The sequence below is a fragment of the Streptomyces sp. SCSIO 75703 genome (assembly GCF_036607905.1).
GTDB lineage: Bacteria > Actinomycetota > Actinomycetes > Streptomycetales > Streptomycetaceae > Streptomyces.
In genome coordinates, this window is sequence record NZ_CP144555.1 from 811,892 (window position 1) to 828,165 (window position 16,274).

The 16,274-nt window shown below is 74.3% G+C and carries 18 protein-coding genes; 4 read left to right on the forward strand and 14 right to left on the reverse strand.

Annotation, left to right across the window (positions count from 1 at the left end; translation table 11 throughout):
• Positions 1 to 65: 65 nt before the first annotated feature.
• On the reverse strand, positions 66 to 1,685 hold the full coding sequence (locus VM636_RS03705; protein ID WP_053914221.1) for an ATP-binding cassette domain-containing protein: 1,620 nt from the start codon (positions 1,683 to 1,685) through the stop codon (positions 66 to 68).
• 124 nt (positions 1,686 to 1,809) lie between these two features.
• Between VM636_RS03705 and VM636_RS03710 the strand changes: the two genes are divergently transcribed.
• Together VM636_RS03710 and VM636_RS03715 are read left to right on the forward strand one after the other, a co-directional pair.
• A complete protein-coding gene (locus VM636_RS03710) occupies positions 1,810 to 3,336 on the forward strand; it encodes a phosphatase PAP2 family protein (protein ID WP_338483242.1) in 1,527 nt (508 codons plus the stop codon).
• A 115-nt stretch (positions 3,337 to 3,451) separates the two neighbouring features.
• The gene (locus tag VM636_RS03715) at positions 3,452 to 4,294 is read left to right on the forward strand and encodes a class I SAM-dependent methyltransferase (RefSeq protein WP_053914223.1); all 843 of its coding nucleotides are present in this window, start codon (positions 3,452 to 3,454) and stop codon (positions 4,292 to 4,294) included.
• A gap of 209 nt (positions 4,295 to 4,503) precedes the next feature.
• On the opposite strand, the gene VM636_RS03720 is transcribed toward VM636_RS03715, so the two are convergent.
• The 13 genes from VM636_RS03720 to VM636_RS03780 form a co-directional block, all read right to left on the reverse strand.
• Positions 4,504 to 4,812, reverse strand: coding sequence for a gas vesicle protein K (locus VM636_RS03720; protein WP_030418785.1), 309 nt, complete (start codon positions 4,810 to 4,812; stop codon positions 4,504 to 4,506).
• Positions 4,809 to 4,997: a gas vesicle protein gene (locus tag VM636_RS03725; protein ID WP_030418784.1), complete on the reverse strand. Its 189-nt coding sequence runs from the start codon at positions 4,995 to 4,997 to the stop codon at positions 4,809 to 4,811. The genes VM636_RS03720 and VM636_RS03725 overlap by 4 nt, the downstream gene beginning before the upstream one ends.
• Entirely contained in the window at positions 4,994 to 5,794 is an 801-nt protein-coding gene (locus VM636_RS03730) for a GvpL/GvpF family gas vesicle protein (RefSeq protein ID WP_053914224.1), read from the reverse strand. Before VM636_RS03730 ends, VM636_RS03725 begins: the two co-directional genes overlap by 4 nt.
• Complete coding sequence (locus VM636_RS03735; protein WP_030418782.1) at positions 5,791 to 6,123, reverse strand: gas vesicle protein; 333 nt, start codon at positions 6,121 to 6,123, stop codon at positions 5,791 to 5,793. The genes VM636_RS03730 and VM636_RS03735 overlap by 4 nt, the downstream gene beginning before the upstream one ends.
• Positions 6,120 to 7,319 carry an SRPBCC family protein gene (locus VM636_RS03740; protein WP_338483250.1) on the reverse strand — a complete coding sequence of 400 codons (1,200 nt, stop codon included), beginning with the start codon at positions 7,317 to 7,319 and terminating at the stop codon, positions 6,120 to 6,122. Before VM636_RS03740 ends, VM636_RS03735 begins: the two co-directional genes overlap by 4 nt.
• Complete coding sequence (locus VM636_RS03745) at positions 7,316 to 8,104, reverse strand: DNA primase (RefSeq protein WP_338483251.1); 789 nt, start codon at positions 8,102 to 8,104, stop codon at positions 7,316 to 7,318. The genes VM636_RS03740 and VM636_RS03745 overlap by 4 nt, the downstream gene beginning before the upstream one ends.
• Complete coding sequence (locus VM636_RS03750) at positions 8,101 to 8,364, reverse strand: gas vesicle protein GvpG (protein WP_030418779.1); 264 nt, start codon at positions 8,362 to 8,364, stop codon at positions 8,101 to 8,103. Before VM636_RS03750 ends, VM636_RS03745 begins: the two co-directional genes overlap by 4 nt.
• A gap of 4 nt (positions 8,365 to 8,368) precedes the next feature.
• A complete protein-coding gene (locus tag VM636_RS03755) occupies positions 8,369 to 9,157 on the reverse strand; it encodes a GvpL/GvpF family gas vesicle protein (protein WP_030418778.1) in 789 nt (262 codons plus the stop codon).
• The gene (locus tag VM636_RS03760; protein ID WP_030418777.1) at positions 9,154 to 9,585 is read right to left on the reverse strand and encodes a gas vesicle structural protein GvpA; all 432 of its coding nucleotides are present in this window, start codon (positions 9,583 to 9,585) and stop codon (positions 9,154 to 9,156) included. The genes VM636_RS03755 and VM636_RS03760 overlap by 4 nt, the downstream gene beginning before the upstream one ends.
• Positions 9,586 to 9,686: 101 nt before the next feature.
• Positions 9,687 to 10,052, reverse strand: a complete 366-nt coding sequence (locus VM636_RS03765; RefSeq protein ID WP_234312516.1) for a gas vesicle protein — start codon at positions 10,050 to 10,052, stop codon at positions 9,687 to 9,689.
• Between the two features lie 228 nt (positions 10,053 to 10,280).
• Positions 10,281 to 11,207: a non-homologous end-joining DNA ligase gene (gene ligD, locus VM636_RS03770; RefSeq protein WP_338483254.1), complete on the reverse strand. Its 927-nt coding sequence runs from the start codon at positions 11,205 to 11,207 to the stop codon at positions 10,281 to 10,283.
• Complete coding sequence (locus VM636_RS03775; protein WP_338483256.1) at positions 11,204 to 13,051, reverse strand: transketolase; 1,848 nt, start codon at positions 13,049 to 13,051, stop codon at positions 11,204 to 11,206. The genes ligD and VM636_RS03775 overlap by 4 nt, the downstream gene beginning before the upstream one ends.
• Positions 13,052 to 13,104: 53 nt before the next feature.
• Positions 13,105 to 14,616, reverse strand: a complete 1,512-nt coding sequence (locus VM636_RS03780; RefSeq protein WP_053914227.1) for an NAD(P)/FAD-dependent oxidoreductase — start codon at positions 14,614 to 14,616, stop codon at positions 13,105 to 13,107.
• A 226-nt stretch (positions 14,617 to 14,842) separates the two neighbouring features.
• On the opposite strand from VM636_RS03780, the gene VM636_RS03785 reads away from it, so the two are divergent.
• On the forward strand, positions 14,843 to 15,805 hold the full coding sequence (locus VM636_RS03785; protein ID WP_030418772.1) for an LLM class F420-dependent oxidoreductase: 963 nt from the start codon (positions 14,843 to 14,845) through the stop codon (positions 15,803 to 15,805).
• 85 nt (positions 15,806 to 15,890) lie between these two features.
• A complete protein-coding gene (locus tag VM636_RS03790) occupies positions 15,891 to 16,241 on the forward strand; it encodes a glyoxalase/bleomycin resistance/dioxygenase family protein (RefSeq protein ID WP_030418771.1) in 351 nt (116 codons plus the stop codon).
• The last annotated feature ends 33 nt before the right edge of the window (positions 16,242 to 16,274 follow it).

Genomic DNA, 16,274 nt, shown 5'->3' on the forward strand with positions numbered 1-16,274 from the left:
GAAGGGGAACGGCCGCGCCGGAAGGGGGACGACGCCGTGTCCACCGCTCCCACCGCCGCCGCTTTCTACCGCGCCCGTTCCACACGGCGTTCGTCCCACACCGGTCCGCTGGTCTCCCGTACCCGGCCGTCGCCGCCGAAGACGAGGTAGCGGTCGAAGGAGCGGGCGAACCACCGGTCGTGGGTGACCGCGAGCACCGTCCCCTCGAAGCCCTCCAGGCCCTCCTGGAGCGCCTCGGCCGATTCCAGGTCCAGGTTGTCGGTCGGCTCGTCGAGCAACAGGGCGGTCACGCCCTGGAGTTCGAGGAGCAGGATCTGGAAGCGGGCCTGCTGGCCGCCGGAGAGCCGGTCGAAGGTCTGCTCGGCCTGCCGGGTCAGCTCGTAGCGGCGCAGCCGGGACATGGCGGCGCCCCGGTCCTGGGAGTGCTCCGTCCAGAGGATGTCCAGGAGCGTGCGGCCGAGGAGTTCGGGGTGGGCGTGGGTCTGCGCGAAGTGCCCGGGGACGACGCGCGCGCCGAGCTTCCAGCGCCCGGTGTGGGCCACGTCCTGGCCGGCGAGGAGCCGCAGGAAGTGGGACTTGCCGGAGCCGTTGGAGCCGAGGACGGCGACGCGTTCGCCGTAGAAGACCTCCAGGTCGAAGGGGTTCATCAGGCCGGTCAGTTCCAGGGCCTCGCAGGTGAGGGCGCGCACGCCGGTGCGTCCGCCCTTCAGGCGCATGCGGATGTCCTGCTCGCGGGGCGGCTCGGGCGGCGGTCCGGCCTCCTCGAACTTGCGCAGCCGGGTCTGGGCCGCCGCGTACCGGGAGGCCATCTCGTGGCTGATCGCGGCGGCCTGACGCAGCGTCAGGACCAGCTTCTTCAACTGGGCGTGCTTCTCGTCCCAGCGGCGGCGCAGTTCCTCGAAGCGGGCGAAGCGTTCGCGGCGGGCCTCGTGGAAGGTGGCGAAGCCGCCCCCGTGCACCCAGGCGTCGGCGCCCGCCGGTCCTGGTTCGAGGGAGACGATCCGGTCGGCGGCGCGGGCGAGCAGTTCGCGGTCGTGGGAGACGAACAGGACGGTCTTGCGGGTCTCGGCGAGCCGCTCCTCCAGCCAGCGCTTGCCGGGCACGTCGAGGTAGTTGTCCGGTTCGTCGAGGAGCAGCACGTCGTCGGTGCCGCGCAGCAGGGCCTCCAGGACGAGGCGTTTCTGCTCACCACCGGAGAGGGTGTCGACCTGCCGCCACTGGGCCCGTTCGTAGGGGACGCCGAGGGCGGCGGTGGTGCAGATGTCCCACAGGGTCTCGGCCTCGTAGCCGCGGGCCTCGGCCCAGTCGGCGAGGGCCTGGGCGTAGGCGAGCTGGGCGGCCTCGTCGTCGACGGTCATGATCGCGTGTTCGGCGGTGTCGACGGCGCGGGCGGCCTCGCGGATGCGCGGCGGGGCGACGGAGACCAGCAGGTCGCGGACGGTCGTCTCGTCGCGGACGGAGCCCACGAACTGCCGCATCACGCCGAGGGAGCCGCCCACGGTGACGCTGCCGCCGTGCGGGGTCAGCTCACCGGCGAGCAGGCGCAGCAGGGTCGTCTTGCCGGCGCCGTTGGGCCCCACGAGGGCCGCGACGGTGCCCTCCCCCACCCGGAAGGAGACGTCGCCGAGGAGCGGCCTGCCGTCGGGGAGGTGGTGTTCGAGGTGCGCGGCTTCGAGATGACCCATGGGACCGGATTCTGTGGGCCCGGCACCGCTCGCCGCAAACCGATTTCCGCCCCGCCCCACCGGCCGGTGCCCGGCGGCGGGACCGGGCCCGCAGGAATCGGCGCCCTCGGGGTAAACGGGGTCCATGAGCCCCGACGTAGACCTCACCATCCCGGTTACCGGCCCGCGCCCGCTGCGCACCGCCCTCCTGCGGCTGGACCGGCGCGTGTTCGAGGCCGTCGCCGCCCGGCGCTGGCCCGGCGCCGATCCGCTGCTGCCCGCCCTGAGCCGCGCCGCGAACCACGGCGTGCTGTGGTGCGCCGCGGCGGCGGCGCTGGCCGCCTCCCGTACCCCCCGGGCCCGCCGGGCCGCCACCCGGGGTCTGGCCTCCCTCGGCGTGGCCTCCCTGGCGATCAACACCCTCGGCAAGCGCACGGTGCGCCGCCCGCGGCCCGCCCTGGACCCGGTGCCGCTGGTGCGGCGGCTGCGCCGGCAGCCGATCACCACGTCGTTCCCGTCGGGGCACGCCGCGTCGGCCGCCGCGTTCGCCGTGGGGGTTGCGCTGGAGTCCCCGGCGTGGGGAGCGGCGGTGGCACCGCTGGCCGCCGCCGTCGCGGTCTCCCGGATCTACACCGGCGTGCACTTCCCGGGCGACGTGGTGGCGGGCGCGGCCCTCGGCACGGTCGCGGCGTTCGCGGTGCGGGGCATGGTGCCGACGCGGGCCCAGCTCCTGCCGCCGGCCCGGCCGCGGGCACGGGTGCCGGCGCTGTCGGGCGGCGACGGGCTGGTGATGGTGGCCAACGTCGGTTCGGGCACCGCCGACCGGGTGCGGGCGCTGTGCGAGGAACTGCCCCTGGCGGAGGTCGTGGAGTGCGAACCGGGCGAGGTGGCGGCCGAACTGGAGCGGGCGGCGGACCGGGCGAGGGTGCTCGGGGTGTGCGGGGGCGACGGCACGGTCAACGCCGCCGCCGAGGTCGCGCTGCGGCACGGGCTGCCGCTGGCGGTGCTGCCGGGCGGCACGCTCAACCACTTCGCCTACGACCTGGGCGTGGAGGACGTCCGGGACCTGTGCCGGGCGCTGGAACGGGGCGAGGGGGTCCGGGTGGACGTGGGCCGGTTCGCCTCGGGCGGGCGGACCGGGATCTTCCTCAACACCTTCAGCCTCGGCGTCTACCCGGAACTGGTGCGCGAGCGGGAGCGCCGGTCGCACCGGATCGGCGGCTGGCCGGCCGGGGTGCTCGCCGCGGTACGGGTGCTGCGCGCGGACCGGCATCCGCTGGAGGCCCGGGTGTCCGGGCGGCGGCGCCCGCTGTGGATGCTGTTCGCGGGCAACGGCACCTACCACCGCAGGGGCCTGGCGCCGGGGCGGCGGCTGGACCTGGCGGACGGGCGGCTGGACGTGCGGGTGGTGCACGGCGGGCGGCGGCCGGCGCTGCGCCTGCTGTCGGCGGCCCTCGCCGGTCCGCTGACCCGCTCCCCCGCGCACGCGGCGGTGCGCGTGACGCGGCTGCGGCTGACCGGGGTCGCGCCGGGCACGCTGCTGGCGTACGACGGGGAGCTGACCGAGACCCGGGGCGACCTCACGCTGGAGAAGCTGCCGGAGGCGCTCACCGTCTACCGCCCGCTCTCCGGCGCCCGCCCCTGCGCCGCCACACCCCGGCCGTCCGCATGATGACACGCCGGTCTCACCATACGGCCGGCGGGCGTACGGTGGTCCCGGCGCCGGGCGGGGGCCGGCGAGACCCCCGCGCGCCGGTGCGCCCAGTCGCCGGGAGAGGGGTTCCACCATGCCGACACCGCGGGAGACCGCCGTCTACACGCACGGGCACCACGAGTCGGTGCTGCGGTCGCACACCTGGCGCACCGCCGCCAACTCCGCCGCCTACCTGCTCGGTTCGCTGCGCCCGGACATGAGGGTCCTGGACGTCGGCTGCGGACCGGGCACCATCACCGCCGACCTGGCCGAACTGGTACCGGACGGCCGCGTCACGGGCGTGGACCGGGAGCCGGCCATCCTGGAGCGGGCACGCGCCGGCGCCGCCGAACGGGGCCTCGGGCACGTCGACTTCACGGCCGGGGACGTGCACGCCCTGAGCTTCCCGGACGACTCCTTCGACGTGGTCCACGCCCACCAGGTGCTCCAGCACGTCGGCGACCCGGTGGCGGCGCTGCGCGAGATGCGCCGCGTGGTCCGGCCGGGCGGACTGGTCGCCGTCCGCGACGCCGACTACGGCGCCATGACCTGGTATCCGGAGATCCCCGGCCTGGACGACTGGCTCGGCCTCTACCGCCGGGTGGCCCGCGCCAACGGGGGCGAGCCGGACGCCGGGCGACGTCTGCGGGCCTGGGCGCTGGAGGCGGGCTTCACCGACGTCACGGCGACCTCCGCCACGTGGACCTTCGCCACGCCGGAGGAACGGCGGTGGTGGAGCGGCCTGTGGGCGGAGCGCACGGTGGCCTCGGCGTACGCCGGCCGGGCCACGTCCGGCGGCCACGCGACGGACACGGAACTGCGGGCCGTCTCGGCCGCGTGGCGGCGGTGGGGGGAACGGCCCGAGGGCTGGTTCGCCGTGCTGCACGGGGAGATCCTGTGCCGCGAGCCCGGCCGGGGAGACGCGGAGCGCACCTGAGGGGCCGGGCCACGGTCGCCCCGGCGGGCCCGGCGGCGGTTCGCCCCGGCGGACCGCTCGGACCGCTCCGGCGAACCACCGTGGACCGGTCGGGCAGGCCCGGGGGCCCGCCCCGGCCCGCTCCAGTCCGGCCCGCTCCAGTCCGGCCCGCTCCAGTCCGGTCCGCTCCAGTCCGGCTCCGGTCCGCTCCGGTCCGGTCCGGCTCCGGTTCACTCGCGGGGCAACAAGGGGCCGAGCGGGCCGAGGTCCAGGTTGAGGTCCTCGGGCCGGAGCCCGTAGCGCTCGCGCAGTTCGGTCATGCGGTCGTCGAGCAGCATCAGGGTCAGCCCGATCCGCTCCTCCTGCTCCTCGTTCAGATCGCCCTCGTCGACCCGGCGCAGGGCCTGACGTTCCATGAGCTGGCGCAGCAGCTCCACCACCGTCAGCACCAGTTTGACCAGGTCCCGCTCGACGGTGTCGGGGTCGAGGTCGAGGTGGTTACGGCGGCGCCGGGGCCGGTCCGTTCCCGCGTCGCTCACGTCGGCTCCTCGAAGGGCGAGCCGACGTTGCGGTTGACCGAGCTGATCAGCGCGTTGAGGTCGATGCGGACCAGGTCCACGTCGGCGATGCGCAGGGTGATGTCGCCGGTGATGACGACGCCGCCGGCCAGCAGCCGGTCCAGCAGGTCGACGAGGGCGATCTCACGGCGTTCGACGACGGTCATGCCCGCTCACCCGCGTTCTCCCCGGACTCCGGCTCGGCCGTGCCCTCCCCCGCGAAGGAGTACGCGGCCCACGGTCCGGTGAGCTCCACACGGAGGCCGGGGACGTCGTCCTTGGTGCGGTCCACCCGTTCGACGAACTCCTCGGAGGCGTCCCGGCGCACCAGGTAGGCCGCGTTCAGGACGTTGCGGCCGGCCGCGCCCGACAGGGCCGGGTTCTGCGGCGCGTGCAGCCGGGCGTCGTCGGCGCGGGCGGAGAGCGAGGCGTGCAGCCCCGTGGCGAACTCCTCGGCCCGCGACCACAGGTCCTCGTGCGCCCGGGTCTCCCGGCGCCGCCGGCGCAGGTAGTCGCGGCCGGAGGCGGGCCGGGACGCCGGCTCCTCCGGTTCGGCCGGCTCCTCCGGCACGTCGACGTACACCTTGACGCCCCACTCCACACGGCCCGCCAGCCGGTCCAGGCCGCGCAGGAAGTCCTCCTCACGCCGCTCCATCATCACGCGGACCGCGCTGTCGTCCCGGAAGACGGTGGCCAGCCGCAGCGGCAGCGGGGTGGTCACGGCGGTGAGCGCGTCGACGACCTGCTGGTGGGCCCGGGCCGTGCCGGCCAGCCAGTCGATGTCCTCCAGGTGCGCCCGCAGCGCCTCCTCCGAGAAGTCGGCCTCGGGCACGTGACTGACCACCGCGACCAGGCCGTGGTGGGTCAGCAGCCTCGGCGGGGCGCCGGCCACACCCGGCAACTGGGCCTGGAGGGCGGCGCCGAAGGGCCGGCAGACGGCGTACACGTAGCGCAGTCCCGTCATGGCGCCTGCTCCTCCCTCGGCACGTGGCCGGACTCCAGGGCCCGCAAGCGCTCGCGCAACTCGGCGTTCTCCCTCGTCAGTTGATCGCGCCGGGCACCCGACGACAGTGCCGGGTCGCTCTCCCACCAGTCGATGCCCATCTCCTTCGCCTTGTCGACGGAGGCGACGATGAGCCGCAGTTTGATGGTGAGCAGTTCGATGTCGAGCAGGTTGATGCGGATGTCGCCCGCGATCACGATGCCCTTGTCCAGCACCCGCTCCAGGATGTCGGCGAGGTTCGCGCTCTGTCCCTGGCCGTACGGTTCGGGCAGCCGGCTCGGCGTGGTCATCGACGGTTCCCCCGCTCCTCACGCTCGGGCTCGTCGACGTACGCGTCCTCGGGCTCGTCCTCGTCGTAGTCGTCGTCCCCTTCCCGGTCGTCGTCCTCGTCCTCGTACCGCTCGTCGTCCCCTTCGCCCTCGTCGTCCTCTTCGTCGTCGGCTTCCTCGTCTTCCCCGTACGCGTCGTCCTCGTCCCGGGGCTCGCGGTCACCTTCGTCCTCGTACGAGTCCTCCGGCTCCTCGTCCCCTCCATCGGCGTGCTCGTCGTGCTCGCCGGACTCCTCGGACTCCTGCGCCTCCCGTTCCTCCTCGGCGACGGCGTCCTCGTGCTCGCGGACGACCTCGCCGTCGCGGATCTCGCCGCGCCAGCCGTCCTCCGCCTCGCCCATGAGGGTGAGGTGGCGGACGAAGTTCTTGAGGTCCAGCCGGGTACGGCGGCCCTGGGCCCGCCAGATGTTGCCGGTCTTCTCGAAGAAGCCCTGGGGGTAGTACTCCATGACCAGCACGATGCGGGTGAGGCGGTCGGCGATCCGGTGGAAGGAGACGACGCCCCGCGTGGTGCCCTTGGCGCCCTCCGAGGTCCAGGAGATCTTCTCGTCCGGCACCTGGTCGGTGGTGGTCGCCTTCCAGGCACGGTTGGACCACAGGATCTTGAGCTGCCAGTCGGAGGTCGTGTCGTCGCTGAGCTTCACGCTCTGGACGCCCTTGGCGAAGGTCTTGAACTCCTCGAACTGCGTCCACTGGTCATAGGCCGTGCGCAACGGTACGCCGATGTCGACCGACTCGATGATGACGGTCGGTTTCGATCCGCCGCCGGGTTGGCGCTTGTCCTTGTCCTTGCCGCCACCGCCCAGGTTCTTCATCGCGCCGGTCACCTTGTCCTTGGCACCGGAGGCGCCGACCTCCAGCGCGCTGCGCAGTGGTCCCTTGCCCTCGGCGATCTTCCGTCCGCCCTCCAGGGCGAGCTTGGCGAAGCCGGGGCTCTCGCCCTCGGCGATGTCGTTCAGCCGGGACGTGGTCTCGCCCAGTTTGCGGCCCGCCCCGGCCACCAGGCGCTGCGCCTGGGCGGCCAGGTAGTCCTGCACCTCCGTTTTGAGACGGTCGACCGCCTCGCTGCGGGCCAGGTCGCCGACCGGGTTGTCCTTCGCGGCCTTGCCCGCCGCCTTGCCCGCCGCCGAGGCGGCGGATCCGAGAGTGTCCGTCATCGTTCGTCGCCGCCCTTCGCGGGCCCGGACCGGGCGGAGCGCGCGGCCCTCCCGGTCTCCGCCTTCCGCTCGCCCGCCGTCCTCGCGGCGGGCCGCGCCTTCTTCGCCGCCGCCCTCCGGGCGGGGGCCTTGGCCGTGGCCTTCTTCGCGGGCGCCGAGCCGGCGGGCTTCCGGGCCGGGGCGCTCTTTCCCGCCCCCTGCCCGCCACGCGGCTCGCGGCGCTCGGGACGCCGCCGGTGCTCGCGTCCGGGAGCCGCCGAGCCGTCGGCACCCTCGGGCTCCTCGCTCCCGCCGTCGCCCTCGGCGTCCTCCGCGTCTTCGGCGTCCTCGGGCTCCCCGGCTCCGCCGCGCCCGGCCGCCTCGTCCGTGTCACCGGCCTCGTCGGCATCACCGTCATCACGGGTCTCGCCGGTCTCGTCGGTCTCGTCGGTCTCGTCGGTCTCGTCGGTCGCCTGCTCCTCCGGCGCCGCTCCCAAGAGCCCGTCGCGCAACTGGGCGGTGCGGCCGTGCAGGCGGTCGGCGAGCGCGTCGATCTGCCGCTCGACCAGGGCACCGGAGGCCGCCGAGCCGACACCGCGCAGGTCGGTGCGGAGCTGGTCCCCGATCTCCTTGAACTGCGGGTTCTCCCGCAGTTGGGTGGCGACCAGTTCGGCCACGCCCCTGGGGGTCAGATTGAGTTTCTTCCCGGCGGCCAACGTGCCCACGGCAATGGCCAGTTTGAGTTTCCTGGAACGTCCCAGCAGGTATCCGGCCCCTACCGCGAGGCCCAGTCCGGTTCGATTCATGGTGCCGTACCGTCGCCCCATCCCGCGCTCGTGCGCGTAGCGATCTCCAGCCGGTCGAGGAGCGCGTCCTCCTGTCGGTCGAACTCCTCCTCGGTGATGTCACCGGCCTCCAACTGCTCCTCCAGACGGCCCAGTTCTGCCCGGACCGTGGCGGGGTCGTAGTAGATCCGCTCCGCCTCGCGAAGCACCTGTTCGATGGCCCAGCGGCTACCGCGCACCGGTGCCAGCGGCAGGAGCAGCACCTCGGATATCAGTCCCATGTCCTCACCCCGATCCGGCCTCCGCCGCCGTGGCGCCGGCGCCGCCGGCCGCGGTGGCCGCCGGTTCGGCGGGCCCCGGTTCGACGAAGCTGTACGGCGGCAGCGGGCCGTTGACCCGCACCTCCAGGTGCGGCAGCTCGGCACGGACGCGTTCCACCGCGGCCAGGAACCGCTCGGCGGCCTCCCGGTCGACCAGGAACGAGAGGTTGGCGAGCCAGCCCGTGGACTCCGGGCCCGTGCTCACCGCCTCGGCGACGTGTTCCAGGACACGTTCCAGGGCCGTGGCGTCCTCCGCCTCCCGTGTCCGCACGGCGGCGGCGACCATCTCGCCGAGCTGGATCTTCGCTTCGTAACTGCCGCCCCCGGCCTGGCGGTTGGCCTCGGCGAGGGCGCGGATCTCCGCGTTCTCGGCCATCACCTGGTGCAGGACGGCTTCTTCCACGTGGTTGGCCTTGACGTTGTACTCGACCCGCCCGTCCAGGGCGCGCAGCCGCTCCCGGTAGTGCTCGGCGCGTTCGGCGAGCACCGCGGTGACGGTGTCGTCGTCGGGGGCGACGCTGCCGAAGCGCATCGGCAGGACGCAGCCGGCGGCGCCCGCCTCGGCCAGCACGCCCTGGTGGGCCAGCAGGTCCCGGCGCTTGGGGCGCAGCCCCTCGGGCGCGTCGCTGACGATCGCCACGAGGTCTCCCGCCTCCAGGATCCGCACCTCGCGCGGGGGGTCGCCGACCCCGCCCATCCCCTCGGGCAGTGCGGGGTGCGCGCGGGCGCCGATGGCGTACACGTAGGTGCTCACTCCTGCTCCTCCTTCCGGCGCGAGGCGGACGCCTTGCGGGTGCGCGGACGCGAGGTCTCCCGCTGGGAGCCTTCGTCGCGGGCCTGCTGGAAGGCGTCGGAGATGGTCTCGGCCGCGCCGGACAGCGCGCCCTTGGACTTGCCGCGGGCGCCGGACTCGGTCATCTCGCCGACCAGGTCGGGCAGGCCCGGTTCCTTGCGGGGCCCGGCCTCCAGGTCGAGCCGGTTGCACGCTTCGGCGAAGCGCAGGTAGGTGTCGACGCTGGCGACGACGACGCGTACGTCGATCTTCAGGATCTCGATGCCGACCAGAGAGACGCGCACGAAGGCGTCGATGACGAGTCCCCTGTCCAGTACAAGCTCAAGCACGTCGTAGAGGCCGCTGCTGCCACCTCCGCCACCGGACTGCTGTGCCGGTACGACTGTCATACGAGCTGTTCCTCCTTCGTGTCATGTGGGTGGATGCGGGAGGCAACCGCGGGTCCCCGCGGCCTCGCGCCGGTCCCGGCGACGAGTGCCGGCCGGGCGGCCTAGCGTCCGCCGGGTCCCCGGTCGGAGCGTCCGCGCTCGTAGCGCCGCACGCGCCGGTAGCCGGTGAGCATGCCCTCGGCGTCGAGCGTCACCTGGTAGGTCGCCAGGAGGCTCATCGTGTCGGGCACCCGTTCCAGCTCCAGGACCTCGATCTCCAACGACCAGCCCTCCTCGGTCCGCTCGAAGGACGAGACCGCCTCGGCCGCCGTGCCGGTCAGTTCCGCGAACTGGGCGCGCGCCTCGCGCAGCACCTCCATCGGCTTCGGCCGACGCGGTTCCGGGGAACTCCGTGATTCCTGTCGCTCATGAGACTGCTCTGACTGCTCTGGCTTCTGTGACTGCTGTGACTTCTGTGACTGTTGTATCTGCTCTGGCTTCTGTGACTGCTGTGGCTTATGGCTCTTGTGTGGCTTCTCGGCGCCGGAACCCCGCGGTGTCCGCGGCTCCGGCGCGCTCTCGTGCCCGCTCCCTGATGCGGACGTGTTCTTCGCGTTGGACATGGCCACCTCGTCACCCGGGTGGCCGCGTGCGGGGCGGCCAAACCTCGTCGGCGTACCGGCCCGGCCGTTGTCGGCCATCCCGCCGGCCCCGGCTCAGCCGCCCCGCGCCCGCAGCCTGCGCCGGGCCGGTCCCAGGGAGCGCGGGCGGCTCATGATCCCCTCCCAGGGCCGGGTCCGCGCCTGCTCGACGGCGTCGTCGACGGTCCAGCGGCGGGCGTGCAGCGCCGGATCGTCGAGCCGGTCCCAGGCGACGGGCGTGGCCACGGGCGCCCCGGGGCGGGCCCGCACCGTATAGGGGGCGACGGCGGTCTGCGCGTAGGCGTTGCGCTGGATGTCGAGGTAGAGCCGGTCGCCGCGGTCCTTCTTGCGGGCGGCGGTGGTGAGCAGACCCGGATGCCGCCCGGCCAGTGTCTCGGCGACCTCGCGGGCGAACTCCCGTACCTCGTCGAAGTCCTGACGGCCGGTCAGCGGTACGACGACGTGCAGCCCGCGGGAGCCGGTGGTCATCAGGCCAGAGGGCAGCTCCAGCTCGCCGAGGAGGTCGCCCAGGAGCCGGGCGGCCGTGCGGACCTGCTCGAAGTCGTCGCCGGACGGGTCGAGGTCGAAGACCAGACGGTCCGGCCGCCGCGGACTCGCGGTCCGCGACAGCCAGCGGTGCAGGGTGAGCGCGGCCTGGTCGACGAGGAACAGCAGCGTCGCCGTGTCGTCGCAGACCGTGTGGACGACGGTGCCGCCCTCCTTGGCGACCTCGGCCCGCGTGATCCAGCCAGGATAGCCCTCCGGGGTGTTCTTCTGCATGAACGTCGGCCCGTCGAGCCCGTCCGGACGGCGTTCCAGCATGAGGGGACGCCCCCGCAGGTGCGGCAGCATGAACGGGGCGACGGCCCGGTGGTACTCCACCAGGTCGCCCTTGGTGTACGGGCGGGCCCCCTCCAGGCCCGGGAGGAGGACCTTGTCCGGCCGGTGGACCTCCACCCGCCGCCCGCCGGCCCGGACGCTCCGTACGCCACCGGTGCTCACGCGACGAGCGCCTCCCCGACCAGCAGCCGGCCGGCCGCCGCGATGTTCTCCGCGTCGATCCCGGCGGCGTGCAGTTGCTCCGCGGGGGACGCGGAGCCCGGCATGGTGCGCACCGCCAGCCGGACCAGGCGCGGCATCGGCCGTCCGTCCGTGAACGCGTCGAGGACCGCGTCGCCGAGGCCGCCCTCGGCCCGGTGGTCCTCCACGGTCAGCAGGCACCCCGTCTCCTCGGCCGCCCGGCGCAGGGTCTCCCGGTCGACGGGCTTGACCGAGTACAGGTCGATCACCCGGACCGGGATGTCGTCGGCGGCCAGCGCGTCGGCCGCGGCCAGCGCCTCGTGCAGGGTGACGCCCGCGGCGACGACGGTGAGCCGGTCCCGGTCCGAGGAGCGCAGGACCTTGCTCCCGCCGACCGGGAAGGTCTCGTCGGGCCCGTAGATCACCGGGCTCTCGCCGCGCGAGGTGCGCAGGTAGCGGATGCCGTCCAGGTCGGCCATCGCGGCGACCAGACGCTCGGTCTGGTGCGCGTCGCACGGGTAGAGCACGGTCGAGCCGTGGACGGCCCGCATCATCGCCAGGTCCTCGACGCCCATCTGGCTGGGCCCGTCCTGGCCGATCGCGACCCCCGCGTGCGAACCGACGAGGTTGATGCCGGAGCCGCTGATGGAGGCCATGCGCACGAAGTCGTGGGCCCGGGTGAGGAAGGCCGCGAAGGTCGTGGCGTACGGGGTCCAGCCGCGGGAGGCCATGCCCACCGCGGCGGCGACCATCTGCTGCTCGGCGATGTAGCACTCGAAGTAGCGCTCGGGGTGTTCCTTGGCGAAGAACTCGGCGCGGGTGGAGTCGCCGACCTCGCCGTCGAGGGCGACCACGTCGCCGCGGGCGGTACCGAGCGCGGCCAGCGCCCGGCCGAAGGCGTCGCGGGTGGCGATCCGCTCGCCGCGGTCGTGGCGGGGCAGGTCGAGGCGGCCGGTGCCGGCGCGGCGCGGAAACTCTCCCGAGGGCGGTTCCTGCACCCGTATGTGCAGGTCGCGGGGGCCGCCGAGTTCGGCGATGGCCTCCTCGGTGTCCGGCAGCGGTTTGCCGTGCCGGCCCTCGCGGTTCTCCACCGCGGCGACGCCCTTGCCCTTGAGGGTGCGGGCGAGGACGGCGGTGGGCTGCCCCTTGGTGGACAGGGCCTCGCCGTAGGCGCGGTCGATGGCGTCGACGTCGTGGCCGTCGACCTCGACGGTGTGCCAGCCGAAGGCGCGGAAGCGGCGCGCGTACGCGTCCAGGTCGTGGCCGTGCCGGGTCGGCCCGCGCTGGCCGAGCCGGTTGACGTCCACGATGAGGGTGAGGTTGTCCAGGTGCTCGTACCCGGCGTGCTCGGCGGCCTCCCAGATCGAGCCCTCGGCGAGTTCGCTGTCGCCGCACAGCACCCAGACGCGGTGGCCGTCGTGGTCCAGCCGCTTGCCGGACAGGGCGATGCCGACGCCGATGGGCAGGCCCTGGCCGAGCGAGCCGGTGGCCGTCTCGACCCAGGGCAGCCGCCGGGGCGTGGGGTGGCCCTCCAGCCGGCTGCCCAGCTTGCGGAAGGTGAGCAGTTCCCCGTCGTCGACGGCGCCGGCCGCCTTGAACGCCGAGTACAGCAGCGGGGAGGCGTGGCCCTTGGAGAGGACGAAGCGGTCGTTGCCGGGGTGGTCGGGACGCTCGAAGTCGTAGCGCAGGTGGCGGCCGAGGAGGACGGCCATCAGATCGGCGGCCGACATGGAGGACGTCGGGTGTCCGGAGGCCGCCGCGGCGGAGGCGCGGACGCTGTCCACGCGCAGTTGCTGGCCGAGTTCGGCGAGTTCACCGGTGTTCATGAGGCTCCTTCCTCGGGTTCTGCTCGTTGCCCCGGTTTCGCGGGCGTCCCGGGTCACCCCGGTCCTCCCGGCTCGTGCGGGTCGTCGGGCCCCGACGTGCGGTCCGGTGCGTCGGGGGCGTGGGCGTCGGTGCGCCGGACGGGGCCGGGGGCGACGCCTGGGCCCGGCGGGGGCCGCCGCGCGGCGCCGGGCTCCGGGGCCCCTTCGCCGGAACGTGCCCGGGGGCCCGCGGGGTCGCCGCCCTCACGGGCCGCCGCGCCCCCGGGTACCCGGGCCAGTTCGGGCGACGCCGACTCCAGCGGCACCGACCAGGACCGTACGAGCCCCAACTGCACGGCCTGGCGTGGCAGCACCGCGTCCAGCAGCCAGTCCGCGGCGACCCGCACCCGGTTGCCGCCCGGCAGCGCCGCCAGGTGGTAGCCGCGGGCCACCGCGCCCGCCGCGGCGCCGGAGAGCGGGACGCCGAACGGGTCGGCGGCGCCCCGGGTGCCGCCCAGGTCGACGACGAAGCCCAGGTCGCGGTGGCGGTAGGGACGCCACGGTCCGAGGCCCAGGGACGCGGCGACGTTGCGGGCGCAGACGGCGCCCTGCCGCCAGGCGTGCTGCGCGGTCATCGGCGTGTACCGGCCGGGCCGGGCGAGGTCGGGCACCGCGGCCACGTCACCGCAGGCGAACAGCGCCTCGCACCCGGGCACCCGCAGGTACGGGTCCACCAGCAGCCGGCCCCGCTCCAGCGGCAGCCCCAGCGCCTCCACCAGCGGATCGGGACGCACCCCCACGCACCACACCAGCGTGCGGGTGGCAAGGGAGGTGCCGTCGCTGAGGACCACCCCGTCGTGCGTGGCCTCCCGGACGGAGGTACCGGTCCGCACGTCGACGCCGCGCCGGCGCAGCACCCGCTCGGCGGTGCGGGAGAGCCGTTCGTCCATCTCGGGCAGTACCCGGTCGGCGACGTCCAGCAGGGTCCAGCGGGGCCGCAGGCCGTTCGGCAGCGGGCGCCGCCGGACCTGCGAGTCGGTGTACATCTGGCCGTGCGCCGCGACCTCCGTACCGGTGTACCCGGCGCCGACCACGACGAAGGAGCAGCGGGCGCGGTTCTCCTCGGGGTCCTCGCCCGCGGCGGCGAGTTCCATCTGCCGGGTGACGTGGTCGCGCAGGTAGAGCGCCTCGGGCAGACCCCGGAAGCCGTGGGCGTGCTCGGCGACCCCCGGCACGGGCAGCAGCTTGTTGACGCTGCCGGCGGCGAGCACCAGCCGGTCGTAGCGGAGCGTGCCCCGTTCGCCCTCGGGGCCGGTGTAGCGCACGGTCCGCTCGCCGGGGTCGATGCCGTCGGCCTCGCCGAGGACGAGCCGCACCCGGGGCAGGGTGGCGGAGAGGGAGACGCTGACCCGGCGCGGTTCCAGCACGCCGGCGGCGACCTGGGGCAGCAGGGGTACGTAGAGGAAGTAGTCGGTCGGGTTGAGCAGCACGATGTCGGCCTGCCGCCGGGTCAGCCGGGACAGGGAGCGGGCCGTCCGGTACCCGGCGAAGCCGGCACCGACGATCACGATCCGGGGTCGGCTCACGGTTCGCCTCCGGGCTCTCGCGTCACGCGTGAGCCTTCCGCGTCCCCGTGGCCGGGGCACCCAAACGTCCGCCGGGCCCTCCCCGGCCGGCGGCCGGCCCGGTGCGCACCGGGCCGGCCGGGCACCCGCCGTACCGGCCGGCCGGTGCGCCGACGGCCCCGGTTGCCCGCCGCCGCGCCGGGTACTCGGCCCGGGTCCCAGCCCGCGTCCCCCCGGAGGCACCCCCATGCCCGAGTACGGCTACTTCCTCTCGTGCGAGCAGTACGGCCCGGCGGAGCTGATCGAGCAGGCGCGGATGGCCGAGCAGGCCGGCTTCCACGCCCTGTGGATCTCCGACCACTACCACCCCTGGAACGGGGAGCAGGGCCAGAGCCCCTTCGTGTGGTCGGTGATCGGCGCCCTCTCGGAAGCCGTCTCGCTGCCCGTCGGGACGGCGGTGACCTGCCCGACCGTGCGGATGCACCCGGCGGTGGTGGCCCAGGCGGCGGCGACGAGCGCGGTGATGACGGAGGGCCGCTTCCGGCTCGGCGTCGGCACCGGCGAAGCGCTCAACGAGCACATCCTCGCAGACGCCTGGCCGCCCGCGCACGTGCGGCTGGAGATGCTGGAGGAGGCGATCCTGGTGATGCGCCGGCTGCTGGCCGGCGAGGAGGTCAACCACCACGGCACGCACTACACCGTGGAGAACGCCCGCCTCTACACGGTTCCCGACCGGCCGGTGCCGATCGACATCTCGGGCTTCGGCCCGAGCGCGACCAAGCTGGCGGCCCGGGTCGGCGACGGCTACGTCACCATGGCGCCGGACGCCTCGATGGTGGAGCAGTACCGCAAGGGCGGGGGCGGAGGGAAGCCGGTCAGCGGCGGAACCAAGGTCTGCTACGACACCGACCGGGACGCCGCGGTGCGCGAGGTGCACCGGCTCTGGCCCAACGAACTGCTCCCCGGCGAGCTGGGCCAGGTGCTGCCGTCGCCGAAACACTTCGAGCAGGCGCAGGAACTGGTCACCGAGGACATGGTGCGCGCGAACCGGGTCTGCGGGGACGACGTGGACGAGCACGTCGCCGAGCTGAAGGCGTTCGCCGACGCCGGCTTCGACCGGATCTACGTCAACCAGATCGGCCCCGACCTGCGCGGTTTCTTCGACTTCTACCGCACCAAGGTGCTGCCGCAGCTCCAGGAGCCGGTCTGACCGGACGACGGTCCGCCGTGCGCCGCCGTCCGGGCCCCGGGGCGGGTGGGGCCGCCGGTGTGGAGGGCCAACTAGGCTCGTCCGCATGGACATTCTGGGAGCCACACTGCGCATCTACGTCGACGACCTGGACCGGGCGATCCCGTTCTACGAGGGGCTGGCGGGCGGTCCCGCGCAGCGTTTCGAACGCGGCGGCGTCCAGGTCGCGGCGGTCGGCTGCTTCCTGCTCATGAGCGGGCCCGAATCCCAGATCTCGGTGCTGCGCGCGGTCTCCGCGACCATCGCCGTCACCGACGTGGAGGAGACCGGGCGGGTCCTCGCCGGGCTCGGCGCCGACATCGTCGCCGGCCCGGTCGTGACCCCGGCGGGACGCAACCTGATCGCCCGTCACCCGGACGGCGTGGTCTACGAGTACGTGGACCGCCGCGCCGGGTGAACCCTGCGGCCGGGCGGGCCCGTTCCGCCCGGC

Bases quoted from the DNA above. Each gene is read 5' to 3' on its own strand.
- VM636_RS03740 (WP_338483250.1), bottom strand. From the start codon at position 7,319: ATGACGGACACTCTCGGATCCGCCGCCTCGGCGGCGGGCAAGGCGGCG.
- VM636_RS03710 (WP_338483242.1), top strand. From the start codon at position 1,810: ATGAGCCCCGACGTAGACCTCACCATCCCGGTTACCGGCCCGCGCCCG.
- VM636_RS03775 (WP_338483256.1), bottom strand. From the start codon at position 13,051: ATGAACACCGGTGAACTCGCCGAACTCGGCCAGCAACTGCGCGTGGAC.
- VM636_RS03750 (WP_030418779.1), bottom strand. From the start codon at position 8,364: ATGGGACTGATATCCGAGGTGCTGCTCCTGCCGCTGGCACCGGTGCGC.
- VM636_RS03760 (WP_030418777.1), bottom strand. From the start codon at position 9,585: ATGACAGTCGTACCGGCACAGCAGTCCGGTGGCGGAGGTGGCAGCAGC.
- VM636_RS03725 (WP_030418784.1), bottom strand. From the start codon at position 4,997: ATGACCGTCGTCGAACGCCGTGAGATCGCCCTCGTCGACCTGCTGGAC.
- VM636_RS03705 (WP_053914221.1), bottom strand. From the start codon at position 1,685: ATGGGTCATCTCGAAGCCGCGCACCTCGAACACCACCTCCCCGACGGC.
- VM636_RS03715 (WP_053914223.1), top strand. From the start codon at position 3,452: ATGCCGACACCGCGGGAGACCGCCGTCTACACGCACGGGCACCACGAG.
- VM636_RS03730 (WP_053914224.1), bottom strand. From the start codon at position 5,794: ATGACGGGACTGCGCTACGTGTACGCCGTCTGCCGGCCCTTCGGCGCC.
- VM636_RS03735 (WP_030418782.1), bottom strand. From the start codon at position 6,123: ATGACCACGCCGAGCCGGCTGCCCGAACCGTACGGCCAGGGACAGAGC.
- VM636_RS03785 (WP_030418772.1), top strand. From the start codon at position 14,843: ATGCCCGAGTACGGCTACTTCCTCTCGTGCGAGCAGTACGGCCCGGCG.
- VM636_RS03790 (WP_030418771.1), top strand. From the start codon at position 15,891: ATGGACATTCTGGGAGCCACACTGCGCATCTACGTCGACGACCTGGAC.
- VM636_RS03745 (WP_338483251.1), bottom strand. From the start codon at position 8,104: ATGAATCGAACCGGACTGGGCCTCGCGGTAGGGGCCGGATACCTGCTG.